Below are 23,567 nucleotides of genomic sequence, written 5' to 3'. Positions count from 1 at the left end.
CTCCCTCATTCGATAAGGAAGCCTAACTTCACCCTCTTTCCGCTTGCCGTGCGGCACATCTCCCTCATCTGCCAGGAGCAGTTCTCATGACCTCTCACAGAATCGGCGGCCGGGTCCTCGCGCTCACCGCCGGAACCGCCCTCGGGCTCGGCACTCTGGCCGTGGCCCTGCCCGTCGCCGGGAGCCGGCCCGCCCCCCTCGTGGCGCTCGCCGCCGACGCGGTCTCGCCTGCCGTCACGCTCGGCGCGGACACCGTCCAGGCGGGTGGCGAGGTGTCCTTCACCGTCGCCGGGTTCCCGGCCGGAGGGACGCTCAGCGTGAAGTTCGACGACACGACCCTGCTCAAGCAGTTCACGATCGGCGACGACGGGACCGTGACGGGGGCGGTGACCGTTCCGGCGGCCGCCGGCGCCGGCGCCGGGCACTGGCTGCGGTTCCTCGCCCCGCAGACGAGCGTCAGGAGCGCCGACCTCACCGTGACCACGGCGTCCTCCTCCCCCTCTCCCTCGCCCGGCCCGACCGCCGGACCCGCGGTGCGCCTCACCGGCGGCGCGTCGGTCACGGCGGGCGACAAGGTGGCGTTCGGCCTGTCCGGGTTCGTCGAGGGCCAGACGGTCACGGTGAAGCTGGACGACACGTCGATCCTCACCCAGTTCGGCAAGGCGGTCGCCGCGGACGGCACCTTCTCGGGCTCGGTGACGATCCCCGCGTCCACCTCGGCCGGCGCCCACTGGCTGCGTTTCCTGGCCCCGGACCCGGCGACCAGCCTCAAGGCCGACCTCAAGGTGACGGCGGCGGCCACCAGCGGCGGCGGCAGCGACACGGGCGGCAGCGGCACGGGCGGCAGCAGCGGCGGCACCGACTCGGGGAGCGGTGGCAGCGCTGCCACCGGTGGCTCGGGCTCCACGGGCTCCACGGGCGGCACGGGCTCCATCGGTGGCTCGGCTTCCGGTGGCGGATCCGGCTCGTCCGGCTCGTCCTCCCCGTCGGTCTCGCTCACCGCGGGAACACGCGTCGCCGCCGGTGGCAAGGTCTCCTTCCGGGTGACCGGCTTCCCTGCCGGGCAGCAGCTGACCGTCAAGCTGGACGACGCGGAGATCATCGGCCAGTGGCAGGGCGGCATCGGCTCGGACGGGGCGTTCTCGGGCACGGTCACCGTCCCCTCGGACACCCCGGCCGGCGCGCACTGGCTCCGCTTCCTCGCCCCGAACCCGGCGACCAGCCTCAAGGCGTCCTTCACCGTCACGTCCTCGTCGGCCTCCGCGGCGGCTGCCGCCGCCGACGGCGGCGGCGGCGGCGGCGGCACGACGGGCGCGTCGGCGACGCCCGTGCCGGCCGCGTCAGGCGAGCCGGCCTCCGCCACCAACTCGGCCGGCGCGAAGGCCCAGATCACCGCCAGCCGGGTGCAGGCGGGCGGGACGCTGCACTTCGAGGTGACGAAGTTCCCGGCCGGCGAGACCGTCACCGTCAAGCTCGACGACGAGGACATCCTCGGCCAGTGGAAGGCCGACGCGCAGGGCTCGCACGAGGGTGACGTCACCGTCCCCGCGGGCACCTCCGGCGGCGCGCACTGGCTGCGCTTCCTCGCCCCGAACCCGCCGACCTCGCTGAAGGTCGCCTTCACCGTGACCGGCGCGGCCGACACCGGTTCCGCGTCGTCCTCGTCGACCACCGCACCCGGCCCGACGGAGGAGCGGACCCTCGCGGCGGCGGCCTCGGCGCAGACCCCTGTCTCCTACGCCACCATCGCCTGGTCCGCGGCCGCCGCGGCGGCCGGCGGCGCCGCCGGGGCCGCGGCCACCACGCTGTTCGTCGTGCGCCGCCGCCCCGCCGCGGCCGGTTCCGGCGACTGACGGGTCATCAAGGCCCCCACAAGCTCCGGCACCTTGCGTGCCGGTCGGGGTGCAACCCCGGATCTCTCATCATCAACGCTGCACACAAGGGAGCACATCCATCATGACCACCCGTATCAGCCGTCGTCGCACCGTGGCCTCGGCGGCGATCGCCGTGGCTCTCACCGCCGGCAGCACCCTGGCGCTGGCGGGGACCGCGTCGGCCCACTCGACGGCATTCTCCGCGACGACCCTGCCGCTGGCGACCGGGCAGTACCAGTCGGCGTACTCCGAGCGCAACGACGCGCTCTGGGTGACCACCGCCGTGGGCCGCGCGGCCACCAGCACCAGCCTGCTGAAGGTCGACCCCAAGACCCTCACGGTCGAGCAGACCATCCTCCCGCCGGTCCTCGACGCCACCACCGGCGCCCGTGAGGCCGTGTACGGCGTGGCCGTGGACGACGAGCACAACACCGTCTGGGTGACCAACACCCGCAGCAACACCGTCGCCGTCTACAGCCAGCGGACCGGCGCGCACCTGGCCACGCTGCCGAACGTCGGACACGCCCGCGAGATCGTCGTGGACGAGCGGCACAACACGGTGTGGGCCTCCGCGTTCAGCGCCGGCACGCTCGTCGCGTACGACTCCAAGACGCTCACCGAGAAGAAGCGCGTCACGGTCGAGGGCTCCGGCCCGGCCGGTCTCGCGGTCGACGGGAAGACGGGCACGGTGTACGCGACGGACCTGTCCAACGACCGGATCATCGAGGTGAACCGCGCCTCCGACACCCCGCGTCTCATCCCGACCGGTGACGGACCGATCTCCATCTCGCTGGCGAAGAACGGCCGCACGGCGTACACCGCCGACCAGACGGCGGGCGGCGTCTCGGTCGTCGACCTCCGCACCGGCACGGTGACCAGGTCGGTCGCCACCGGCGCGGGCACCCTGTCGGTCGCCACCGACGACCGCTCGGGCGATGTCGTCGTGGTCAACCGCACCGCCGCCACCGCGACGGTGGTCGACCCGCGCAAGGGCGTCGTCGAGGAGACCGTCGCCACCGGCGCCAACCCCAACCACGTGGAGGTCGCCGACGGCGTCGCCTACGTGGTCGACAAGTCGGGCGCGGGCGCGAACGGCGAGGACCAGCTGACCGTGATCCGCCTCGGGCACTAGTCACGTCCGGGCCCCGGCAGGTTCGCACCGCCTGCCGGGGCCCTTCGCCGTTCGCCCGCTCCCCCGCGTCGGCCCGGGACGCCGGGCGGCATCACCGGTCGTGCGGGGGACATGATCTCGACCCCATCCTTCTGATTGCCTAACTCAAGTAAATCATCTCGCTTGCTTGACTCAAGTAATCCAGATGTGTTTGCCTAACTCAAGCAATCCGGGAGCCGCCTTGAGCGGAGGCGGCTCCCGGCCGCCGAACCCGTGGGGACGGGGATCGGCGCGGTCCCCGGGCCCGGCAGCCGACACACCCCGCCCGGCGCCGGGCCCCGGGACGCCTCCGACCCTCCACGCACGCTCGGCCGCCCCGGCCGCTTCTCCCCCGGCCGAGCACAGTTCCACGACCACAGCTGCACGGCGTGGATCACCCGGGACGACAGACAGGACCCCTGCCATGAAGACCTCCGTACGAGCCGCGCTGGCCGGCGCGCTCGCCTGCGGCGTGCTCACCACCGCGATCGTGATCAGCAGGCACGACAGCTCTCCCGAGTCCGCGCCGCCCGGCGGCCCGTACGTGGCGCTGGGCGACTCCTACACCGCCGGTCCCGAGATCCCGGACCAGGGCGGCAGCCCCGCCGGCTGTGACCGCTCCGACCGCAACTACCCGGCGCTCGTCGCCCGACGCCTGGCCCTGCCCGCCACCGACTTCCGTGACGTCAGCTGCACCGGCGCGACCGTCGCGGACCTGAGCTCGGCCCAGTCCACGGACCGGGGCACCAACCCGGCGCAACTGGCCGCCCTGTCGGAGCGGACCAGGCTGGTCACCCTCGGCATCGGCGGCAACGACATCGGATTCGCCTCGCTGGTGAAGAGCTGCGTGACGTCCGGAGTGCTGCACCTCGCGCTGAGCGGCCTGACGGACGGGAAGGACGCCACCGGGGACGCGCCCTGCCGGGCCCGGTACGTCTCCGACGGCACCGACGAGGTACAGCGGCGCACAGAGGCGGCGGGACGACGGCTGGCCGCGGCCCTCGCCGAGGTCGGGCGACGCGCGCCGAAGGCCCGCGTCTACGTCGTGGGCTATCCCGCGATCCTGCCCCCGCACACCACCGGCTGCGGCGCCGAGATGGGCCTCGCCGCCGGCGACATCACCTACCTGCACGACAAGGAGCGGCAGCTGAACAGCATGCTGCGCGAGCGGGCCGGCAGGGCGGGGGCCGGCTATGTCGACACGTACACGCCCTCGGTGGGGCGCGACGCCTGCGCCGGCCGTCAGGTGCGCTGGGTCGAACCGCTCGTGCCGCGGGCCCCGGCCGCCTCCGTCCACCCCAACGAACGCGGCGAGCGGGGCATGGCGGACGCCGTGCTCAAGACCCTCGGCGTCTGACGTGCGCGGCCTCCCGGCCCCGGCCCGGCGAGCGGGCCGCGGTCCCCCGGATTTCCGTCAGGGCTCCCCCGAGCCCGGCACCACCTGTCTGCGGCAACCGAGTTACTCCAGCGAGAAAGGCTCCCCCATGAGCACGATGAAGTCCGTCCGGACCGGCGGAACCGGCAAGATCGACGTCGTGGACGTCGAGCGCCCGGTGCCCGGCCCCAAGGACGCGCTCGTACGGATCCGCGCCTGCGGCATCTGCGGCACCGACGTCACCTTCCTGCACATGGGCGGCATGCCCGCCCGGGCCCACCTGGGCGGCGAGCTGATCCCCGTGGCGCTCGGCCACGAGCCGGCCGGTGAGGTCGTGGAGGTCGGCGCCGAGGTGGACGGCCTGAAGGCGGGCGACCGGGTGGTCGTCAACCCGCAGGACGCGCCCACCGGCATCATCGGCTGCGGCGGGAAGTTCGGCGGGATGAGCGAGTACCTGCTGATCGAGAACGCCGAGGTCGGAAGGAGCGTCGCGGTCTTCCCCGACACCGTGCCGTTCGACGTGGCCTCGCTCAACGAGCCGATGGCCGTGTCCCGGCACGCCGTCAACCGCTCCGGGGCGGGGCCGGGCGACAAGGTCGTCGTGTTCGGCGCGGGGCCGATCGGTCTGGGCGCGGCGATCTGGCTGAAGCTGCGCGGTGTGGAGCACGTGGTGGTCGCCGACGTCATCCCCTCCCGGCTGGAGAAGGCACTGGCCGTCGGGGCGGACGCCGTCATCGACTCGGGCAAGGAGGACGTGGCCGCACGGCTGACCGAGCTGCACGGGCAGAGCGCCAACGCCCTCGGCCAGCCCCGGCCGGGCACCGACGTCTTCATCGACGCGGCCGGCGCCCCGGTCGTCTTCAACACCGTGGTGCAGTCGGCGAAGTGGCACGCGAAGCTGGTCATGGTGGCCGTGCAGAAGAAGGGTGAGATCGACCTCGGCGGCATGCTCCGCAGCGAGCTCACCCTCATCGCCTCCCAGGGCTACCCGACCGAGATCTTCGAGGTGACCCCGGAACTGGTCGAGCACCAGGAGCGGTTCGCCAAGCTGATCAGCCACCGCGTCCCGTTCTCCGAGGCCGCCCGCGCCTTCGAACTGGCCCTGACGCCGGGCGCGGCGGAGAAGGTCGTCGTCACGCTGGACGACTAGGACCTCCGCACACGGGTCCGCCGGTCCGGGGTGTCCCACCGGCCGGCGGCCCGCGCGGTTCCTCCTCCCCATGTCCCCTTCCCCCATGTCCCCTTTCCTCAGGTCCCCTTTCCTCAGGTCCCTCTCTCCCACGTCCCACGTCCCCCTCCCCCTCTTCTCTTCTCTTCTCTTCTCTTCTCTTCTCTTCACGAGAGGAATGGCACTCCATGCGCGCGACCCTGCGACAGGCTGCGCGGGCCACGGTCCACCTCTTCCTGGCCGCCGCCATGGCCTTCGGGTCGTACATCTTCATCACCGTCCTGCTGATCGCCGCCACCGGCGCGGTCACGGGGGTCGGGATCTGGCTGCTGCCCGAGACCGTGCTGCTGATCCGCCGGATCGCCGGGGCCAAGCGGCGCTCGACGGCCTCCTGGACCGGCCGGGAGATACCGGAGGCGTACCGAACGGTCACCGGTCCGCTGCGCGAGCGGCTCCGGACGGCCGTGAGGGATCCCTGCACGCTCACCGATCTGCGCTGGCTGGGGGCGTACTACGCCTACGGCTGGCTGACGGTGCTCATGCTGCCGCTGTGGCCGGCGGGGCTCCTCGTCGACGGTGTGCGGCGCGCGCTGCTGGGCCGCGAGGCGCTGGTCCTGCCGTTGCTCGTCCGGCTCGCCGACCTGGAGGCGGGGTGGTCGGCCGCCCTGCTCAGCCCCTCCCCCAAGGCGCTGCTGGCCAGTCGGGTCGAGCAGCTCACCGCGACCCGGGCGGACGCGGTCGCCGCGCACGGCGCCGAACTGCGCCGGATCGAGCGGGACCTGCACGACGGCGCCCAGGCGCGGCTGGTCGCACTGTCGATGCGGATCGGCCTGGCCCAGCGGGCCTACGGGGCCGATCCCGACACCGCGCGGAAGCTGCTCTTTGACGCGCAGGACCAGGCCGAGGAGGCCCTGACCGAACTGCGGCACGTCGTACGCGGCATCCACCCGCCGATCCTCACCGACCGGGGACTCGAAGGGGCCGTACGGGCGCTGGCGGGCAGCAGCGGACTCGGGGTGACCGTGCGGACCGACGGGCTCCCCGACGGGCCCCGGGCACCGGCCGCGGTGGAGGCGGCCGCCTACTTCGTGATCGCCGAGGCGCTCACCAACGCCGCGAAGTACAGCGGGTCGGACCGGGCCGAGGTCGTGCTGGCCCGCTCCCGGGCAGGGCTGAGCGTGCGGGTGCGCGACGAGGGGTGCGGCGGCGTCGACGAGGGCGCCGGCTCGGGGCTGCTGGGCATGCGGCGCCGGGTCGCCGCGCTCGACGGGACCGTGCGGGTGAGCAGCCCGGTGGGCGGGCCGACGGTGATCGAGGTGGAGCTGCCGTGCGTGTGGTGAACGCCGAGAAGGCCGCCCCGCCGTACGGCCGTCGCGGCGGCCCGTACCGCGCCACCCGGAGGCCCGCGCCGACGGGCGACCGCCCTCCCGCCTGCCCGGAGGGGAACCGCCCGGGACGGCGCGCCGGGGCGGGTCGCGCCCCTCGTGCGCGGCGCACGCCGTCCACACCGGGTCCACGCCCCCACCGGAGACAGCCGATGTGCATCCCCTGGCAGCGCTACGCGGACGACCACACCCGCACCGTCGACACCATGACGGCCGTCCTGCTGTTCGCGGCCTTCCTCTTCGGCGGCGAGTTCACCGTTCCCGGCGCCGGCCGGCCGGACACGGCGGGCCCGACGATCGCCCTCGGACTGCTCTCCTGCGGCACTCTGCTGCGGTGGCAGCGCACCCGCCCCGGCGCGGTCGTGGCCGTGACGACCGGCGGCGCGGCCGCCGCGATCGCGCTCGGCCACCTCATCACCCCACTGCTGCTGGGCCCGCTCATGCTCGCCCTGTACCGGCTGACCGTGCGCGCCGGGCGGCGTTCGTCGCGCCGCCACTACTGCGCCGCCCTCGCGGTGATCGTGCCGACCGCCCTGCTGGCGGACCCCGTCGCGCACCATCCCTGGCCGATGAAGACGATCAGTCCCGCGGTCTGGCTGCTGTTCCCGGTCGTCACCGGCAACCTGGTCCGCCTCCAACGCGCCTACGTCGACGCCGTCCAGGCCCGCGCCGAGTACGCCGAGCAGGGCCGCGAGGAGGAGGCGCACCGCCGTGTCGTCGAGGAGCGCGTGCGCATCGCCCGTGAGCTGCACGACGTCGTCGCCCACCACCTGACTCTCGCGAACGCCCAGGCGGGTACCGCGGCGCACCTCGCGCGCACCCATCCCGACCGCGCCCACGGCATCCTCGACGATCTGGCCGGCACGACCTCCTCGGCGCTGCGCGAGCTCAAGGCCACGGTGAATCTGCTGCGCAGGGCGGACGAGGGCGACGCCCCGCTCGCCCCGAGTCCCGGCCTGGCGCAGCTGGCCGAGCTGACCCGGACGTGCGCGGGCGCGGGCCTGGACGTGCGGGTCGCGACCGAGGGCACGGCGCGGCCGCTCACCCCGGGCGTGGACCTGACGGCGTACCGCATCGTCCAGGAGGCGCTGACCAACGTCACCCGGCACGCGGGCGCGCGGACGGCCCGGGTGCGGCTGTGCTTCGACCGCGACCGGTTGACGATCACCGTGACCGACGACGGAACCGCCCAAACGGCCGGAACCGCCGGAACCGGTGAGCCCGCCGGGCCCGTTCCGATCGAGGACGGCCGCGGGTTCGGCCTGATCGGTCTGCGCGAGCGCGCCGAGTCCGTGGGCGGTGCCCTGCGGGCCGGCCACCGCCCCGAGGGCGGCTTCCGGGTCACCGCCCGGCTGCCCCTGTACCCCGACACTCCCGCACCCACAGAACGGACGCCATGACCATCCGCGTGCTGCTCGCCGACGACCAGGCCCTGCTCCGGGCGACCTTCCGCATCCTCATCGACACCTGCGACGACATGGAGGTGGTGGGCGAGGCGAGCGACGGCGCCCAGGCGGTCGACCTCGCCCGGCTGCACCGCCCCGACGTGGTCCTGATGGACATCCGCATGCCCGGCACCGACGGCCTCGCCGCCACCGCCGACGTCTGCGCCGACCCGGGCCTGTCCGGCACCCGGGTGCTGATCCTGACGACCTTCGAGATCGACGAGTACGTCGCCCGGGCGCTGCGGGCCGGCGCGAGCGGCTTCCTCGGCAAGGACGTCACCGCCGACGCCCTCCTCGACGGGATCCGCACCGTCGCCTCCGGCGAGTCGCTCCTCTCCCCGCTCGCCACCCGCTCCCTGATCGCCCGCTTCCTCGCCTCCCCCGCGGAGAGCGCCCGGCTCGGCTTCCCCGAGCACCTCGCCGGGCTCACCGCACGCGAGCGCGAGGTGACGGCCCGGGTCGCCGAGGGCCGCTCCAACGAGGAGATCGCCGACGAGCTCTTCGTCAGCCCGCTGACGGTCCGCACCCATGTGCACCGCGCCATGACGAAACTCGGCGCCCGGGACCGCGCCCAGCTGGTCGTCATCGCCTACCAGTCGGGGCTGGTCCGCGCGCCCGAGCCGCTGCCCGGCGACCACTGAGCGCCCGCCCCGCACAGCGCCGCCGTTCAGGCGAAACCGCGGCCGGTTCCGCGTGCTTCGGCCCGGCCGCGTCCACAACTCACCCGTGACCCTCCCTCTCATCGCCCCCATGCTCGCCACCCCGGGCCGGCTGCCGCCCGTCGCCCAGGACGCGCGCTGGGCCTACGAGACCAAGCAGGACGGGCAGCGGGCCGTGGTGTACCTCGCCGGAGACGGGAGCATCACCCTGCGCGCCCGTTCGGGGGAGGACATCACCGGCGCCTATCCCGAGCTGCGGCCGCTGGCCACGGCGCTCGGCGCCACGCCGGCGGTACTGGACGGCGAGGTCCTCGCCCTGGACGGACAGGGCCGGGCCGACTTCCAGTTGCTCCAGTCCCGGATGGGCCTGGTCCAGGCACCGGGCAAGGCGGCACGGCTGGCGGCGACGGCACCGGTGCACCTCGTGCTGTTCGACGTGCTGCAGCTCGGCGGGCAGTCCCTCCTCCCGCTGTCGTACACGCGGCGCAGGGCCCGGCTGGAGGCGCTGGCGCTGGACGGGCCGTTCTGGTCGACGCCGAGCGCCCTGGTCGGACACGGACGGGAGGCCCTGGAGGCGACCCGCGCCCACGGCCTGGAGGGGCTGGTCTGCAAGCGTCTGGACTCGGTGTACGAGCCGGGGGTGCGCTCCCGCGCCTGGATCAAGATCCGGAACATGCGCGTCGCGGACGTCCTGGTCGGCGGCTGGCTGCCGGGCAAGGGACGGCTGACCGGGCTGCCCGGCGCCGTCCTGGTGGGGCAGCGGGCCGCGACGGGACTGCGGTACGTCGGCGGGGTGGGCACCGGCTGGAGCGAGGCCGAGCGGGTCGAACTCGCGGCCCTCCTGCGGGCCGCCGCGACCGACGAGTGCCCCTTCGACGCCGTACCGCAGGCGCCGGGCGCGCGATGGGTCGTGCCCCGGCTGGTCGGCGAGGTCCGGTACAGCACGCGGACCCGGGCGGGGCTGCTGCGCCAGCCGTCCTGGCTGCGGCTGCGGCCGGACCTGACCCCCGAGGAGTCGGCGGCGGACCTGCCGGACATTTCCGCCTGACCTCACCTCAGCAGCCAAGTATTGGGCTGTGCTTCACCACTGATACCCCTGCGACCTCTTGGCGTGGAAGGGAAAACCGGGGAAGCTGAGCTGCTTTTCAACTCCCTCTCCCCACACAGCCGTTCGGCTGCGCCCGAAACCCCGAGGAGGACGCAGTGTCGTCATCGAAGTTCAAGGTCCACGGCAGGAGGTGGCTCACCGGGTTCGCCGGTGCCGCCGCACTCGTCGTCGCCCTCCCGTCGGTCGCCTTCGCCGCCCCGCCGACGGCCCTGCCGTCCAACGCCGAAGCCGCCGAACTGACGTATCAGCCCGCGTTCGACTACGACACGGACGGCTGCTACTCGACCCCCGCCATCGGCCCCGACGGCACGATCAACGGCGGGCTGAACCCGACCGGCGCCCTCAACGGCAGCTGCCGGGACGCCTCCGACCTGGACAACACCAACAGCTACTCGCGCTACAAGTGCAACAACGGCTGGTGCGCGTACCTGTACGGCCTCTACTTCGAGAAGGACCAGGCCATAGCGGGCAGCAGCATCGGCGGACACCGGCACGACTGGGAGCACGTCGTGATCTGGGTGCAGAACGGCCAGGTCCAGTACGTCTCGACGTCCAACCACGGCTCGTTCACCGTGACCGCGGCCTCCGGCGTCCGCTTCGACGGCTCGCACGCGAAGATCGTCTACCACAAGGACGGCATCAGCACGCACTGCTTCCGGCTCGCGAACTCCAATGACGAGCCGCCGGAGAACCACAAGGGCACCTGGCAGTACCCGCCGCTGGTCGGCTGGAACGGCTACCCGGCGGGCCTGCGGGACAAGTTGAGCGCGTACGACTTCGGCAGCGCCAACTTCGGCCTGAAGGACGCCAACTTCAACAACCACCTCTCCTCCGCGAAGCCGTCCGGGATCGCCTTCGATCCCGCCGCGTGAGCCCCGGCCGCCGTCCGCGGGCCGGGGTGCGCGCTCCCCGACCGTGGACGGCGGCGCACGCACGCCCCCATGATGTCCGGATGGATCTTCACGACGAACTGCCGCCGGCCGTGCCGGCGAAGGAGCTGCTCGCCCTCGCCGAGGATCATCACGCCCGCACCGCCCGGCCGTTGGGCACCGAAGAGGTCGCCGGGCACCTGGTCAAGGCGTACGCGCTCGAAGCGCCGGGGCGGACGGTGACGGAGCCCGCCGCCCGGGAGGCGCTGCGGGTCGCCGCCGGACACCTGGCACTCGGCGCGCTGCGGGGATCGCTCGGCCTCGCCGTCGTGCTGGTGCACGCGGGCGGCGACGGTGACTACCTCCTGGTGCACACCTGGATCGAGGGCCACATGTCGGACCTCGCGGTGTTCACGGGTCCGGCCGGCCGGCCGGACGACCTGCGGCCGGGCCGGGTGGGGCTGGCACCGTGCGTGTGGGAGGCGGCCGTCCTGGCCCATGAGCGCGACGCCTTCGCACGGCACGTCCTGGACGGCACCGGCCCTCTCGGGGAGCGGCTGGCCGCCTGGGGCGCGGACACGGTCGAGGGGAACGTCAGGTGAGCGCCGCCGCACGGGTCCGGCACGCCGAACGGTCCGATCTGCCGCGCGTCGCCGAACTCGCCGCCCAGCACGCGGAGTACGAGCGCGCCGCCCCGCCCGTGCCCGACCTCGCGAAGCGGCTGACCGGGCTCCTCTTCGACGCCCCGACGCCCCGGCTGTACTGCCTGGTCGCCGAGCTGCCCGACGGCGAGGTCGTCGGCTACGCGACCTGCGCGCCCGAGCTCTCCACCTGGGAGGGCCGCGAGTACCTCCACATGGACTGTCTGTTCCTCACCCCCGGCCACCGCGGCCTGGGTCTGGGCGCCCTGCTGGTGGCGGCCGTGGCGGCCCAGGCCCGGAGTCTGGGCATGAGCGAGGTGCAGTGGCAGACCCCGGCCTGGAACGACGGGGCGATCCGCTTCTACGCCCGGCTCGGCGCCCTCGGCACCGACAAGCGGCGCTTCGTTCTCGACGTGACCTCCCAGACGTGACCTTCTGACGGCGCAGAACCGACGAGCGGCACGGGGCACGGCCCGCGAGGGTCTATCGTGTCCCGCATGTCCGTTCCGGAAATGATCCGTATCGTCTCCCGTGACTCGCCCATGGCGCTGGCCCAAGTGGAGCGCGTGCGCTCGGAGTTGGCCGCCCTGCATCCCGGTGTGCGCACCGAGGTCGTCCCCGTGAAGACGACCGGCGACAAGTGGATGGGCGACCTGTCGAAGGTCGACGGCAAGGGTGCCTTCACCAAGGAGGTCGACGCGGCGCTGCTGGCCGGTGCGGCGGATCTCGCGGTGCACTGCGTCAAGGACGTGCCGGCGGACCGGCCGCTGCCCGCGGGCACGGTGTTCGCCGCGTTCCTGCAGCGCGACGACATCCGTGACGCCCTGGTGCACCCGGGTGGCCGCACCCTGGACGAGCTTCCGGCCGGGACGCGGATCGGCACCTCCTCGGTGCGCCGGGTCGCCCAGCTCGCCGCCACCCATCCCCACCTGGAATGTGTGCCGTTCCGGGGCAACGCCAACCGGCGGCTGGAGAAGCTGGCGGCGGGCGAGGCGGACGCGCTGCTGCTCGCCGTGTCCGGCCTGGAGCGCATCGGGCGGCAGGACGTGATCAGCGAGGTGTTGTCGCCGGAGACGATGATGCCGCCGATCGGCGCGGGCATCCTCGCCCTGCAGTGCCGCGAGGGCGACACCGCCGTCATCGACGTCGTCAGCGGGCTGGGCGATCCGGCCACGCATCGGGAGGCCACGGCGGAACGCATGTTCCTGCATGTGCTCCAGGGCCACTGCAACAGCCCGATCGCCGGCTTCGCGCGCGTGGACCGCAGCGGCGAACTGTCCCTGCGGGCCTGTGTGTTCACCCCGGACGGGAAGACCCGGCTGAACGCCCACGAGTGGGCGGGCCGACTGGATCCGGCGACCCTCGGCACGTCGGTGGCGGTGTCGCTGCTGCGTCAGGGCGCGCGCGAGATCATCGACGGCATCCCGCACTGACCGTCCGCCGGCCCGGCGAAGGGCGCGGCACCCCTCAGGCGCTGCCCTCTTCGGCCTGGTCGCGCAGGAAGTTGCTGACCTGGCGGGCCAGGCTGTCGCGTCCCGCGCCGGCCGGGGCCCCGCCGGATCCCTCGGCCAGGCCGATGCCGCCCGTCCACAGCCGGCGGTCGGCCCAGTCGTCGTCGACCCGCAGCTGGACCTGGACGTCCACCTGGGCGAGCGACGCCTCGGGTCCCGCCGCGTACAGCACCGCGGTGGCCCGGCGCAGCGGATAGACGTCGAAGCCCTCGATGAACTGCGAGTTGCGCCAGTCGATGAACGCGCTCTCCCCGTCGGGCCCGAGCCGTACGTCGATCTGCCCGTCCTCGAGGTGGATGGTGGAGTTCTTGCCGCCCCGGTTCTCGACGGTCACCCGCAGGCAGAAGTACGTCAGCCCCTCTGCGGCGTCGTCGCGTCCCCTGGGCGGCTCACTCTGCTCCAGGCGGTGGACGCAGACCCGCAGACCGGCATGCTCGTCGTACTCCTGCCAGTCCCCGACCACGTTCGGCTCGTACACAGTCCACCTCTCGACTTCTACCGGCTGCTTCCTATCCGTGCGCCGATCGCACTGTCAAATGAGCAGAATGCGCTGTGGCCAGGGAATTCATCCCTTTTGATCGCTGATCAAGCCGTGCGCAGGCAGAATCCGCCGACAGGCCGTGAAAGGGCCTGGCGCGGGCGTGCCGCACATCACGTTCCCGGCCGGGATCAGCGGGCCAGCCGGCCCAGCAGCGAGGAGGCCGCGGCGATGCCGAGCGCGGCGGCCACGATCAGCACCCCGAAGTCGAGGGCGAGGTGCGCGGGCGTGCCGAGGAGCAGCCCCCGCAGCGCGTCCACCTCGTAGCTGAGGGGGTTGACCTTGCTGACGGCCTGGAGCCAGCCCGGCATGATGTCGACCGGGTAGAGCGCGTTGGAGCCGAAGAACAGCGGCATGGTGATCGCCTGCCCGAAGCCCATCAGGCGGTCGCGGCTGAGGACGATGCCCGCGATGGTCATCGACAGGCAGGAGAAGAAGGCCGAGCCGAGGACGACGATCGCGGCGACCCCGAGCAGCTTCAGCGGGTTCCAGGTCAGGGCGACACCGAGCAGGGCGGCGATGACGACCACGACGACCGCCTGGATCACCGACTTCACCCCGGCCGCGAACGCCTTGCCGGTGATCAGCGCGGAGCGCGGAGTCGGCGTGACGAGCAGCTTGTTGAGGACGCCGGCGTCCCGCTCCCAGATGATCTGGATGCCGTAGAAGATGGCGATGAACATCGCGGACTGGGCGATGATGCCGGGCGCCAGATAGTCGATGTAGGGGATGCCGTCGGTCGGGATCGCCTTGATGCGGGTGAAGGTCTGGCCGAAGATCAGCAGCCACAGGGCCGGCTGGACCGCCCGGGTGTACAGCTCGGTGCGGTCGTGGCGCAGTTTCTGCAGTTCGACGGTGCACAGGGCGGCGACCCGGGCCGGCAGCAGCAGCCAGCCGACGCGGGGCCGGGGCGGCCGCAGCAGCAGGTCGATGTTCTGCGGACGGGCGCGGTCAGCCGACGCGCTGAGCGGTACGGCGGGTGCTTCGGACATCGCGGAAATCTCCTGCCTGCTCGTCGAGGCCGCTGCCGGCGACCTCCCGGAAGACGTCCTCCAGGGTCGGCCGCGGGGCGGTGGCCGGCGCGCCCTCGGCGCGCCGGCGTTCGCCGAGCCCCTGCCGGAGCTCGGCGGGGGTGCCGAGGGCGCGGATCCGGCCGCGGTGCATCAGGCCGACCCGGTCGCAGTACTGGTCGGCCTCGTCCATGTAGTGCGTGGTCACCAGGACGGTCATGCCGGTGGCCTCGCGTACGGCGGTGATGTGCTCCCAGACACCCGTTCGGGCGATCGGGTCGAGGCCGATCGTCGGTTCGTCGAGGATCAGCAGCCGGGGCGCGCTGACCAGGGCCTGGGCGAGTTCGAGACGCCGGACCATGCCGCCGGAGTAGGTGCCCGCGAGCCGGTCGGCGGCGTCCGTGAGACCGACGGCGCCCAGCGCCTGGTCGACGCGTTCGGCACGCTCGCGCCGGGACACGTCGAAGACGCGGGCGAACAGGGAGACGTTCTCCCGGCCGGTGAGCCCCGAGTCGGCGGACAACTGCTGCGGGACGTAGCCGAGCAGCCTGCGTACGGCCATGCGGTCGCCGGCGGTGTCGTGACCGAAGACGCGCACCATGCCGGACGGGACCGGCAGCAGGGTCGTGATGCAGCGGATGGCGGTGGTCTTGCCGGCTCCGTTGGGCCCGAGCAGGCCGAAGACCTCGCCCTCCCGGACGGTCAGGTCGAGCCCGTCGACCGCCTTCGTGTCACCGAAGGCGTAGGCGAGCCCGGTGCAGGCGACGGCGTCCGTGGCACTGTCGGTCGTCATGACTCCTCGGCCTCCTCGTGCAGGTTGACGGCGAGCGCGCGCAGGGCGGGAAGCGCCGCGCGCAGGGCTTCCCGGTCGGCGGCGTCCAGGCGGGCGACCTGCCGGCCGACGAGTGCGGCGCGCCGCTCCCGCCACGCCCGCAGCCGGGCCTCGGCCGCCTCGGTGAGCAGCAGCCGGGCGGCGCGCCGGTCGGCGGGGTCGGTCTCGCGGACCAGGTAGCCGTCCTTGACCAGCTGGTTGACGAGGGTCGAGACGGAGTTGCCCGCCAGGTACAGCTCCTTGGCGGCGTCCGAGACGCCGATGCCGGGCCGCGCCTCGACCAGGCGCAGCAGCTCGACCTCGGCACCGCGCAGCCGCGGCACGGTCAGGCCCGCCCGCAGCCGCCGTCTGAGCAGCCGCTGGACGCCGACGAGCGCGTCGGCGAGCTCGTCCGGGAACGTCTCCTGGTCCCACCGCTCCTGATCCACGCGAACGAGATTACCTCTGTGTCAGAGCTAACCGACAGAGGTGATCGACCCAAGGGAGAGTCAAGGGTGCGAGTCAGGGGTGCGAGTCAAGGAGCGACACCGGGCAATTAGGGAGAAAATGGTTCAAGAAGCTCCATGACGGGCATCCGGACAGGAGTGCTTCGGACAGGAGGCACGTCCGTGGGATCCCGCCGCGCGGCCGGTCCCGGGTGTTCTCCCGTTCGGCTCCGATCGCGGGTTCCCACGGTGCCCGATGCCCATCGGCATCCTTCTGAGGAAGGCGCGCGTGATGCGTAGCACCGTCAGAACGAAGCAGCACCCCCACGACGACGCTCCCGACACCGGCGAGTCGTTCGTGCGGCTCACCGGCCTGCCCGACGGGCCGAAGCGCCAGGCGCTCAAGGACGAGCTGGTCCGCCTCTGGCTGCCCATGGCCGAACGGATCGCCGTCCGGTTCCGGGGGCGCGGCGAGAACCTCGAGGACCTGTACCAGGTCGCCGCCCTGGGACTCGTCAAGGCCGTCGACCACTACGACCCGGACCGCGGCCGCGCCTTCGAGGCGTACGCGGTGCCGACGATCACCGGTGAGATCAAGCGGCACTTCCGCGACCACATGTGGACGCTGCACGTACCTCGCCGGGTCCAGGACCTGCGCAATCGGGTACGGAGCGCCGCCAAGGAACTGTCGCAGACGACTCCGGGGCGTCCGCCCACCGTCGCCGAGATCGCCGCGTACGCGCAGCTCACCGAGGAGGAGGTGCGCACCGGCGCGGAGGCGCTGGAGTGCTTCTCCGCTCTGTCGCTGGAGGCCGAACTGCCCGGCACCGACGGCTACGCGCTCGAGGACGCCCTCGGCGACCCCGATCCCGGTTACGACGCCGTCGTCGACCGGGTGGCCGTGGCGCCCTGTCTACGGGCCCTGCCGGAGCGCGAACGGACGATCCTGTACATGCGGTTCTTCGCGGGCATGACGCAGAGCCGGATCGCCGAGCAGCTGGGCATCTCCCAGATGCATGTCTCACGCCTGCTCAGCGGCTGCTTCGCCCGGCTGCGCGAGGAGATCGGCGCCGAGGCGGACTGACCCTCACCCCGGGGGCATCACTCCGAAGGTCCAGGGGGACCTCACTCCGAAGGCCACTCCGAAGGCCCAGGACGGGCGCGCCGGGAATCCGGGTGGGCCTGGTCGACCACGGCGTGGGCGGCGACCGCCGCCGTCAGCTGCTCGGCCTCCTCCTGGAGCGCGAAGATCCGGGCCGTTTCGTCGGCCGTTTCCTGCGGTACTCGTGCCACCGCTCCATCGTGCCACCGGCTTGCTCGGCAGGCGCCCGGGACGGTTCCGGCCGGACACTGGTGGTAGCCCAGCCCGGTAGCCCAGCCCGCCGGCCGAGAGACCAGGAACGCGAGTGCCATGAACCGTCGCCCGACATCCGCCCCCGGTACGCGGGGATCAGTCTCCACGCACTCCGTGTTCGGTGCGCCCTGCTGGGTGAGTCTGACCAGCCGCGATCTGGACGCCACCCAGGGGTTCTACGAGGCCGTCCTGGGCTGGGAGTGGCGCCGGGGCGTGCTCGGCGACCACTTCCGCACGGCACTGGTCGGCAGCGTGCCGGTCGCCGGGGTGGCCGCCGTCGCCTCGATGTGGCAGATGGCGGTCGCCTGGACGCCGTACTTCGCCGTACCCAGCGCGGACGACGCCGCGTCCCGGACCCGGGAGCGCGGCGGAACCGTGGCCGTGGGCCCGATCTCGCTGCCGCCGGGCCGGGCGGCGCTGCTGGCCGACCGGGACGGCGCGACCTTCGGTATCTGGGAGGGCGAGCTGATCGGCAACTGGGAGGCCTGGCGGCAGGACGCGCCCGCCTTCATCAGGCTGCACACCCGCGACGCCTTCGACTCCGCCATCTTCTACGGCGAGATCCTCGACTGGGCCACGGACCGCCCCGGCTGCGTCGAGGTCCACTACGAGCGCGGCGAGGTCGTGCTGCGCAGCCGGGGCGATGTGGTCGCCCGGATCGAGTCGGGCGCGCTGGAGGCGGCGCCCGACCCCACGATCCGTCCGCACTGGCAGGTCCACTTCGCCGTCGCGGACGTGGCGGCCTGTGCCCGGGCGGCCGAGAAACACGGCGGCAGCGTGCTGATCGAGACCGCCCACGAGGCCGTGCTGCGCGACCCGGACGGCGCCCAGTTCACGGTCACCTCGAGCCGGGGGCGCTGAGCGCCCCGGTCTCAGTCGGAACGGCGCGGGGGCCGGGCCAGCACGATCAGGCTGCGGGCCTCCAGCGTCACCCGCGCGCCGGCCTTGTACTCCGTCTCGTCCGGGCCGCCGTCGGGCTCGGTGGTGTCGGCGCACACCGTCCAGCGCTCGCCGTAGGCGGCGTCGGGCAGCCGGAAGACGACGGGTTCCCAGTAGCTGTTGAACAGCAGCAGGAACGAGTCGTCCACGACGGGCCGGCCACGGGGGTCGGGTTCGGCGATGGCATCGCCGTTGAGGAAGACACCGACGCTGTGCGCGTCGGCGCGCTGCCAGTCGCGGTCCGTCATCTCGCGCGCGTCCGGCAGCAGCCAGACGAGATCGGGCAGTGGCTGCCGGGCGTGTCTGACGGTCTCGCCCCGGAAGAACCGGCGCCGGCGCAGCACGGGGTGGGCGGCGCGCAGGGCGACGAGGCGCCGGCAGAAGTCCGCCAGGCCCCGCTGCTCGTCGGTCAACCGCCAGTCGACCCAGGAGACTTCGCTGTCCTGGCAGTAGGCGTTGTTGTTGCCGCCCTGGGTGCGGCCGAGTTCGTCGCCGTGGCCGATCATCGGGATGCCCTGTGACAGCAGCAGCGTGGCGAGCAGGTTGCGCTGTTGCCTGGCCCGCAGTTCCAGCACCGCCGGGCGGTCGGTGGGCCCCTCGGTCCCGCAGTTCCAGGAGCGGTTGGTGCTCTCGCCGTCCCGGTTGCCCTCGCCGTTGGCCTCGTTGTGCTTGTCGTTGTACGAGACGAGGTCGCGCAGCGTGAAACCGTCGTGCGCGGTGACGAAGTTGACGCCGGCACGCGGACGGCGCCTGCTGTGGGCGTAGAGGTCCGAGGAGCCGGTGAGCCGGGAGGCGAACTCGCCCAGCGAGCCGGGTTCCGCGCGCCAGAAGTCGCGAACCGCGTCGCGGTAGGGGCCGTTCCACTCCGACCACAGGGGCGGGAAGTTGCCCACCTGGTAGCCGCCCTCGCCGACGTCCCAGGGTTCGGCGATGAGCTTGACGCGACTGATCACGGGGTCCTGCTGGATGAGGTCGAAGAACGCGGACAGCCGGTCCACCTCGTGGAACTGGCGGGCGAGGGTGGCCGCGAGGTCGAAGCGGAAGCCGTCGACATGCATCTCCGTCACCCAGTACCGCAGCGAGTCCATGATCAGCTGCAGGACGTACGGGTGCCGCATGAGCAGGCTGTTGCCGGTGCCGGTGGTGTCGTAGTAGTGCCCCCAGTCGCCGTCCACGAGCCGGTAGTAGGAGGCGTTGTCGATGCCGCGGAAGGAGAGGGTGGGGCCCTTCTCGTTGCCCTCGGCGGTGTGGTTGTAGACGACGTCGAGGATCACTTCCAGGCCGGCCGCGTGCAGCGCCTTCACCATGGACTTGAACTCGGTGACCTGCTCGCCGCGGGTGCCGTGGGCGGCGTAGGCGTTGTGCGGGGCGAAGAAGCCGATGGTGTTGTAGCCCCAGTAGTTGGACAGGCCCCGGTCCGTCAGCACACCGTCCTGCACGTACTGATGCACGGGCATCAGCTCGATCGCCGTCACGCCCAGCGAGGTGAGGTGCTCGGTCACCGCCGGGTGCGCGAGACCGGCGTAGGTGCCCCGCAGGGCGGGCGGAACCTCGGGATGGGTGCGGGTCAGGCCGCGTACATGGGCCTCGTAGATCACCGTGTCGGCGTAAGGGCGCCGCAGCGGCACGTCGTCCCCCCAGTCGAAGGCGGCGTCGGTGACCACGCCGAGCAGGGTGTGCCCGGCGCTGTCCGCCGGGTCGGGGCGGTCGCCGGCCCGCTCGAAGAGGGAGGCGTGGTTGTCGATCTGGCCGTCGACGGCGCGCGCGTAGGGGTCGAGGAGCAGCTTCGCCGGGTTGCACCGGTGGCCGGAGCCGGGGTTCCACGGCCCGTGCACGCGGAAGCCGTAGCGCTGCCCGGGACCGATCCCGGGCAGATAGCCGTGCCAGACGAAGCCGTCGACCTCGGTCAGCGGGACACCGCGGGTGGCGCCGTCCTCGTCGACGAGGACGAGGTCGACGCGTTCGGCGACCTCGCTGAACAGCGCGAAGTTGGTGCCCTGTCCGTCGAAGTCGGCGCCCAGCGGGAAGGGGTGCCCGCTCCAGGCGGGCACCCCGGCACTCCGGTCCATCCGGTCCGTCCGGTTCCTGCGGTCCTTGCGGTCCTTCCGGTTCGGCCGTGAAGTCACCGGGCGGCCTCCAAGGCGCCGTGCGCCTCGTCCGTCGGGGCCGGGGCGGCCAGGGCCGCCACCGGCAGTTCGCGCGGCACTTGACGCACCTCGCGCAGGCTCGGCGCGGGCCCGGTCCGCACCCGCGGGACACGTTCGCCGGAGCGGGCCCGCTGGGAGAACCAGATGACCTGGCTTCCGGTGCCGGTGGCGCAGCACCCCCAGCCGTCGCTCATCACGGCGATGCGCTGCAGACAGGCTCGCAGGTCCTGGTCGGGACGCAGCCGGCGGTCGCGCCCCCCGACGGCCGTGATCAGGTGTTGTCCGTTCCACCACATCTCGATCGAGGTGTGCTTGTCCGTGGCGTGCTCGTCGATCGCGGTCAGCAGCATCTCGGCGCCGCGGCAGACGGTCTCGACGTGGGTCTCGAGCTCCCAGTAGGACAGGTGAGCGGCCAGGATGCGCCTGACCTGTCCTACCCGTTCCGGACAGACGTCCACATCGAGGTGGTAGTAGCAGGGGACTGCTGTCTTCATCGTCGTTCGCTCCTCACCGGCGAGGCTCCCACTCCTGCTCGGCCCGACGGGCCAGAGTTCCCCAATACGAAGCGTGAGCGGTTATCGCTCCAGAGTCACAACCACAGTGGGGCTGCTACGCCATTCGTGCAACACGAGCACACCACAACCAAGATCCAACAGGACGTTGGGTGATGCGCCGTGCACCATAAGTGAAGGCCTCACAAGGTCGGACACTTCGCGCCTCCGCGCAACGGGCCGACCCGGCCGCCTCGAGCGACCTCCCCTTGCTTGAACTCCCGGAAGGTGCACAGCGCGATGCTGCAACCAGCGAAGACAGAAGTCGCCAGGACCTTGCGCAGTTACCGGGCCTGGGAGCGGGACATGCTGGCGCGACCCGACGACCGCACGGCGCGGGCCGCTTTCGAGGACTGCGGCTACACCCTCTGCGTGCTGATGGGCAAGCGCTGCGCCCGGGAGGCGGCGGACGCCGCCGAGCTGTATCTGCGGGCCGGCGTCGACGCCCTCCACCGGGAGCGCTGGGGCCTGAGCCGGAGAAGCGGCGTCGCACGGCTCTCCGCGACGCGGCCGCTCCCCTGCCTGCCCGCGGAGACGTAGCGCTCCGCACAGGTGCAGTCCGTTCGCCCAACACCGGTCGGACGAAGCCATTTTCGAGCTAGCGGAGGTGCAAGGGTGAAGTCCACCAGGGCGATCGGCCGTATCCCGGTGCGGGACGTCGAACCGCGCGTGGAGTGCGGTAGGCGGCCGGCGAAAGCCGTGACCGGGGAGACGGTGCGGATCTCCGCGACGGTGTTTCGCGAGGGCCACGACGCCATCGGCGCCAACGTGGTCCTCAAGAACCCGGACGGCGGCCGCGGGCCCTGGACCCCGATGCGCGAACTCGCCCCCGGCAGCGACCGCTGGGGAGCCGATGTGACCCTGGAGGCCATGGGCCGCTGGACCTACACCGTGGAGGCCTGGAGCGACCCGATCACCACCTGGCGCCACCACGCGGAGATCAAGATCCCGGCCGGGATCGATCCGGGTCTGGTTCTGGAGGAGGGCGGTCAGCTCTACGAGCGGGCGGCCGCCCGGGCCCCGCGCGGACCGGAGCGCACCCTGTTGCGGGACGCGGCGAAGAAGCTGCTCGACGACTCGGCTCCGGTGGCCGAACGCCACGCGGCGGCGCTGACACCGGAGGTCGAGGCCGTGCTGGCCCGGTATCCGCTGCGGGAGCTGGTCACCGCGTCCGAGCCGCTGCCGCTGCTGGTCGAGCGGGAACGCGCCCTGTACGGCGCCTGGTACGAGTTCTTCCCGCGCTCGGAGGGGACCGCCGAGCGCCCGCACGGCACCTTCCGCACCGCCGCGCGCAGGCTGCCCGCCATCGCCGCGATGGGCTTCGACGTCGTCTACCTCCCGCCGATCCACCCCATCGGCACGACCTTCCGCAAGGGCCGCAACAACGCGTTGAACGCCGCGTCGGGCGATGTCGGCGTGCCCTGGGCGATCGGCTCGCCGGAGGGCGGCCACGACGCCGTCCACCCGGACCTGGGCACGCTGGAGGACTTCGCCTGGTTCGTGGAGCGGGCCGGTGAGCTGGGCCTGGAGATCGCCCTCGACCTCGCCCTCCAGTGCTCCCCCGACCACCCCTGGGTGCACAAGCACAGCGAGTGGTTCCACCACCGGCCCGACGGCACCATCGCCTACGCCGAGAACCCGCCGAAGAAGTACCAGGACATCTACCCCCTGGCTTTCGACGCCGACATGAAGGGCCTGATCTCCGAGACCGTGCGGGTCCTGCGGCACTGGATGTCGTACGGGGTGCGGATCTTCCGGGTCGACAACCCGCACACCAAACCGGTCGTGTTCTGGGAGCGGGTCATCGCGGACATCAACCGCACCGACCCCGACGTGATCTTCCTCGCCGAGGCCTTCACCCGCCCCGCGATGATGCACACCCTCGCGCAGATCGGCTTCCAGCAGTCGTACACCTACTTCACCTGGCGCAACACCAAGGACGAGCTCACCGAGTACCTCACCGAACTCTCGGGGGACGCCGCCTCCTACATGCGGCCCAACCTGTTCGCCAACACCCCCGACATCCTGCCCGCCTGTCTGCAGAACGGCGGCCGTCCCGCCTTCGAGATCCGCGCCGTCCTCGCCGCCACCCTCTCGCCGACCTGGGGCGTCTACAGCGGCTACGAACTCTGCGAGAACGCGGCGCTCAAGGAAGGCGGCGAGGAGTACCTCGACTCGGAGAAGTACCAGCTCAAACCCCGTGACTGGGCGGCCGCCGAGCGGGCGGGCCACAGTCTCGCCCCGCTGCTCACCCGGCTCAACGAGATCCGGCGGACACACCCGGCCCTGCACTGGCTGCGGAACCTTCGTTTCCACGGCACGGACAACCCGTCCGTCATCGCGTACAGCAAGAGCGCGGGTTCGAACACGGTTCTGGTGGTCGTCAACCTCGACCCCCACCACACCCAGGAGGCGACGGTCTCGTTGGACATGCCGCAACTCGGCCTGGACGACGGCGCGTCCCTGACCGTGCACGACGAACTGACCGGCGAGACCTACGCCTGGGGCAGGACGAACTACGTGCGCCTGGAGCCCGGCCGGACACCTGCCCACGTGTTCCACGTCCGGTGACCCGCACCGCCGATC

General features: G+C 72.5%; 23 protein-coding genes. 16 read left to right on the top strand and 7 right to left on the bottom strand.

The window, feature by feature from the left end; all coding sequences use genetic code 11:
• Positions 1-86: 86 nt before the first annotated feature.
• The 12 genes from OG933_RS40370 to hemC all read left to right on the top strand — a co-directional run bounded on the left by OG933_RS40370 (position 87) and on the right by hemC (position 13,107).
• Positions 87-1,853, top strand: coding sequence for a hypothetical protein (locus tag OG933_RS40370; protein ID WP_405632053.1), 1,767 nt, complete (start codon positions 87-89; stop codon positions 1,851-1,853).
• Between the two features lie 103 nt (positions 1,854-1,956).
• Positions 1,957-3,006 carry a YncE family protein gene (locus OG933_RS40365; protein ID WP_405632051.1) on the top strand — a complete coding sequence of 350 codons (1,050 nt, stop codon included), beginning with the start codon at positions 1,957-1,959 and terminating at the stop codon, positions 3,004-3,006.
• A 442-nt stretch (positions 3,007-3,448) separates the two neighbouring features.
• Complete coding sequence (locus tag OG933_RS40360; RefSeq protein ID WP_405632048.1) at positions 3,449-4,381, top strand: SGNH/GDSL hydrolase family protein; 933 nt, start codon at positions 3,449-3,451, stop codon at positions 4,379-4,381.
• A 127-nt stretch (positions 4,382-4,508) separates the two neighbouring features.
• Complete coding sequence (locus OG933_RS40355) at positions 4,509-5,549, top strand: zinc-binding dehydrogenase (protein ID WP_405632046.1); 1,041 nt, start codon at positions 4,509-4,511, stop codon at positions 5,547-5,549.
• A 206-nt stretch (positions 5,550-5,755) separates the two neighbouring features.
• Positions 5,756-6,907, top strand: coding sequence for a histidine kinase (locus OG933_RS40350; protein WP_405632043.1), 1,152 nt, complete (start codon positions 5,756-5,758; stop codon positions 6,905-6,907).
• A 197-nt stretch (positions 6,908-7,104) separates the two neighbouring features.
• The gene (locus OG933_RS40345) at positions 7,105-8,352 is read left to right on the top strand and encodes a sensor histidine kinase (RefSeq protein WP_405632041.1); all 1,248 of its coding nucleotides are present in this window, start codon (positions 7,105-7,107) and stop codon (positions 8,350-8,352) included.
• Positions 8,349-9,038: a response regulator transcription factor gene (locus tag OG933_RS40340; protein WP_362534266.1), complete on the top strand. Its 690-nt coding sequence runs from the start codon at positions 8,349-8,351 to the stop codon at positions 9,036-9,038. The genes OG933_RS40345 and OG933_RS40340 overlap by 4 nt, the downstream gene beginning before the upstream one ends.
• Before the next feature lie 109 nt (positions 9,039-9,147).
• Positions 9,148-10,104, top strand: coding sequence for an ATP-dependent DNA ligase (locus OG933_RS40335; protein ID WP_405633664.1), 957 nt, complete (start codon positions 9,148-9,150; stop codon positions 10,102-10,104).
• Positions 10,105-10,259: 155 nt separating this feature from the next.
• Complete coding sequence (locus tag OG933_RS40330; RefSeq protein WP_142268651.1) at positions 10,260-11,036, top strand: NPP1 family protein; 777 nt, start codon at positions 10,260-10,262, stop codon at positions 11,034-11,036.
• Between the two features lie 80 nt (positions 11,037-11,116).
• Positions 11,117-11,635: a hypothetical protein gene (locus OG933_RS40325; protein ID WP_405632038.1), complete on the top strand. Its 519-nt coding sequence runs from the start codon at positions 11,117-11,119 to the stop codon at positions 11,633-11,635.
• Positions 11,632-12,105, top strand: coding sequence for a GNAT family N-acetyltransferase (locus OG933_RS40320; protein WP_405632036.1), 474 nt, complete (start codon positions 11,632-11,634; stop codon positions 12,103-12,105). The genes OG933_RS40325 and OG933_RS40320 overlap by 4 nt, the downstream gene beginning before the upstream one ends.
• Before the next feature lie 66 nt (positions 12,106-12,171).
• The gene (hemC, locus tag OG933_RS40315) at positions 12,172-13,107 is read left to right on the top strand and encodes a hydroxymethylbilane synthase (RefSeq protein ID WP_362534278.1); all 936 of its coding nucleotides are present in this window, start codon (positions 12,172-12,174) and stop codon (positions 13,105-13,107) included.
• 34 nt (positions 13,108-13,141) lie between these two features.
• Here the strand turns inward: hemC and OG933_RS40310 are convergent, their stop codons facing one another.
• The 4 genes from OG933_RS40310 to OG933_RS40295 all read right to left on the bottom strand — a co-directional run bounded on the left by OG933_RS40310 (position 13,142) and on the right by OG933_RS40295 (position 15,993).
• A complete protein-coding gene (locus OG933_RS40310; protein WP_020127049.1) occupies positions 13,142-13,663 on the bottom strand; it encodes a hypothetical protein in 522 nt (173 codons plus the stop codon).
• Between the two features lie 191 nt (positions 13,664-13,854).
• Positions 13,855-14,715, bottom strand: a complete 861-nt coding sequence (locus tag OG933_RS40305; protein ID WP_405632032.1) for an ABC transporter permease — start codon at positions 14,713-14,715, stop codon at positions 13,855-13,857.
• Positions 14,675-15,526 (bottom strand): ATP-binding cassette domain-containing protein, encoded by an 852-nt coding sequence (locus OG933_RS40300; protein WP_362534287.1) that lies wholly within the window; start codon positions 15,524-15,526, stop codon positions 14,675-14,677. Before OG933_RS40300 ends, OG933_RS40305 begins: the two co-directional genes overlap by 41 nt.
• On the bottom strand, positions 15,523-15,993 hold the full coding sequence (locus OG933_RS40295) for a MarR family transcriptional regulator (RefSeq protein ID WP_362534290.1): 471 nt from the start codon (positions 15,991-15,993) through the stop codon (positions 15,523-15,525). The genes OG933_RS40300 and OG933_RS40295 overlap by 4 nt, the downstream gene beginning before the upstream one ends.
• A 289-nt stretch (positions 15,994-16,282) precedes the next feature.
• Here OG933_RS40295 and OG933_RS40290 point away from each other — a divergent pair, with 289 nt between their 5' ends.
• Positions 16,283-17,074, top strand: coding sequence for a SigB/SigF/SigG family RNA polymerase sigma factor (locus OG933_RS40290; RefSeq protein ID WP_362534292.1), 792 nt, complete (start codon positions 16,283-16,285; stop codon positions 17,072-17,074).
• A gap of 41 nt (positions 17,075-17,115) precedes the next feature.
• Here OG933_RS40290 and OG933_RS40285 read toward each other — a convergent pair whose 3' ends face one another.
• On the bottom strand, positions 17,116-17,283 hold the full coding sequence (locus OG933_RS40285) for a hypothetical protein (protein ID WP_362534295.1): 168 nt from the start codon (positions 17,281-17,283) through the stop codon (positions 17,116-17,118).
• Between the two features lie 118 nt (positions 17,284-17,401).
• Between OG933_RS40285 and OG933_RS40280 the strand changes: the two genes are divergently transcribed.
• Positions 17,402-18,205: a VOC family protein gene (locus OG933_RS40280; RefSeq protein WP_362534297.1), complete on the top strand. Its 804-nt coding sequence runs from the start codon at positions 17,402-17,404 to the stop codon at positions 18,203-18,205.
• Positions 18,206-18,216: 11 nt separating this feature from the next.
• Here OG933_RS40280 and glgX read toward each other — a convergent pair whose 3' ends face one another.
• Complete coding sequence (gene glgX / locus OG933_RS40275) at positions 18,217-20,352, bottom strand: glycogen debranching protein GlgX (RefSeq protein WP_405633662.1); 2,136 nt, start codon at positions 20,350-20,352, stop codon at positions 18,217-18,219.
• A 53-nt stretch (positions 20,353-20,405) separates the two neighbouring features.
• Positions 20,406-20,924, bottom strand: a complete 519-nt coding sequence (locus OG933_RS40270; protein ID WP_362269995.1) for a pep a2 — start codon at positions 20,922-20,924, stop codon at positions 20,406-20,408.
• A gap of 297 nt (positions 20,925-21,221) precedes the next feature.
• Between OG933_RS40270 and OG933_RS40265 the strand changes: the two genes are divergently transcribed.
• Both OG933_RS40265 and OG933_RS40260 read left to right on the top strand, forming a co-directional pair.
• The gene (locus OG933_RS40265) at positions 21,222-21,521 is read left to right on the top strand and encodes a DUF5133 domain-containing protein (protein ID WP_078615557.1); all 300 of its coding nucleotides are present in this window, start codon (positions 21,222-21,224) and stop codon (positions 21,519-21,521) included.
• A gap of 75 nt (positions 21,522-21,596) precedes the next feature.
• Positions 21,597-23,552 (top strand): alpha-1,4-glucan--maltose-1-phosphate maltosyltransferase, encoded by a 1,956-nt coding sequence (locus OG933_RS40260; RefSeq protein WP_405632030.1) that lies wholly within the window; start codon positions 21,597-21,599, stop codon positions 23,550-23,552.
• Positions 23,553-23,567 lie beyond the last annotated feature (15 nt).

Origin of the sequence: Streptomyces sp. NBC_00016, assembly GCF_045040885.1 — a bacterium.
Lineage (GTDB): Bacteria > Actinomycetota > Actinomycetes > Streptomycetales > Streptomycetaceae > Streptomyces > Streptomyces coriariae.
This window is presented reverse-complemented; position numbering and strand designations above follow the sequence as displayed.

Excerpts from the sequence above, each read along its gene's own strand:
- OG933_RS40370 (WP_405632053.1), top strand. The coding sequence starts at position 87 with ATGACCTCTCACAGAATCGGCGGCCGGGTCCTCGCGCTCACCGCCGGA.
- OG933_RS40365 (WP_405632051.1), top strand. The coding sequence starts at position 1,957 with ATGACCACCCGTATCAGCCGTCGTCGCACCGTGGCCTCGGCGGCGATC.
- OG933_RS40360 (WP_405632048.1), top strand. The coding sequence starts at position 3,449 with ATGAAGACCTCCGTACGAGCCGCGCTGGCCGGCGCGCTCGCCTGCGGC.
- OG933_RS40355 (WP_405632046.1), top strand. The coding sequence starts at position 4,509 with ATGAGCACGATGAAGTCCGTCCGGACCGGCGGAACCGGCAAGATCGAC.
- OG933_RS40350 (WP_405632043.1), top strand. The coding sequence starts at position 5,756 with ATGCGCGCGACCCTGCGACAGGCTGCGCGGGCCACGGTCCACCTCTTC.
- OG933_RS40345 (WP_405632041.1), top strand. The coding sequence starts at position 7,105 with ATGTGCATCCCCTGGCAGCGCTACGCGGACGACCACACCCGCACCGTC.
- OG933_RS40340 (WP_362534266.1), top strand. The coding sequence starts at position 8,349 with ATGACCATCCGCGTGCTGCTCGCCGACGACCAGGCCCTGCTCCGGGCG.
- OG933_RS40335 (WP_405633664.1), top strand. The coding sequence starts at position 9,148 with ATGCTCGCCACCCCGGGCCGGCTGCCGCCCGTCGCCCAGGACGCGCGC.
- OG933_RS40325 (WP_405632038.1), top strand. The coding sequence starts at position 11,117 with ATGGATCTTCACGACGAACTGCCGCCGGCCGTGCCGGCGAAGGAGCTG.
- hemC (WP_362534278.1), top strand. The coding sequence starts at position 12,172 with ATGTCCGTTCCGGAAATGATCCGTATCGTCTCCCGTGACTCGCCCATG.
- OG933_RS40305 (WP_405632032.1), bottom strand. The coding sequence starts at position 14,715 with ATGTCCGAAGCACCCGCCGTACCGCTCAGCGCGTCGGCTGACCGCGCC.
- OG933_RS40300 (WP_362534287.1), bottom strand. The coding sequence starts at position 15,526 with ATGACGACCGACAGTGCCACGGACGCCGTCGCCTGCACCGGGCTCGCC.
- OG933_RS40290 (WP_362534292.1), top strand. The coding sequence starts at position 16,283 with ATGCGTAGCACCGTCAGAACGAAGCAGCACCCCCACGACGACGCTCCC.
- OG933_RS40280 (WP_362534297.1), top strand. The coding sequence starts at position 17,402 with ATGAACCGTCGCCCGACATCCGCCCCCGGTACGCGGGGATCAGTCTCC.
- glgX (WP_405633662.1), bottom strand. The coding sequence starts at position 20,352 with ATGGACCGGAGTGCCGGGGTGCCCGCCTGGAGCGGGCACCCCTTCCCG.
- OG933_RS40270 (WP_362269995.1), bottom strand. The coding sequence starts at position 20,924 with ATGAAGACAGCAGTCCCCTGCTACTACCACCTCGATGTGGACGTCTGT.
- OG933_RS40265 (WP_078615557.1), top strand. The coding sequence starts at position 21,222 with ATGCTGCAACCAGCGAAGACAGAAGTCGCCAGGACCTTGCGCAGTTAC.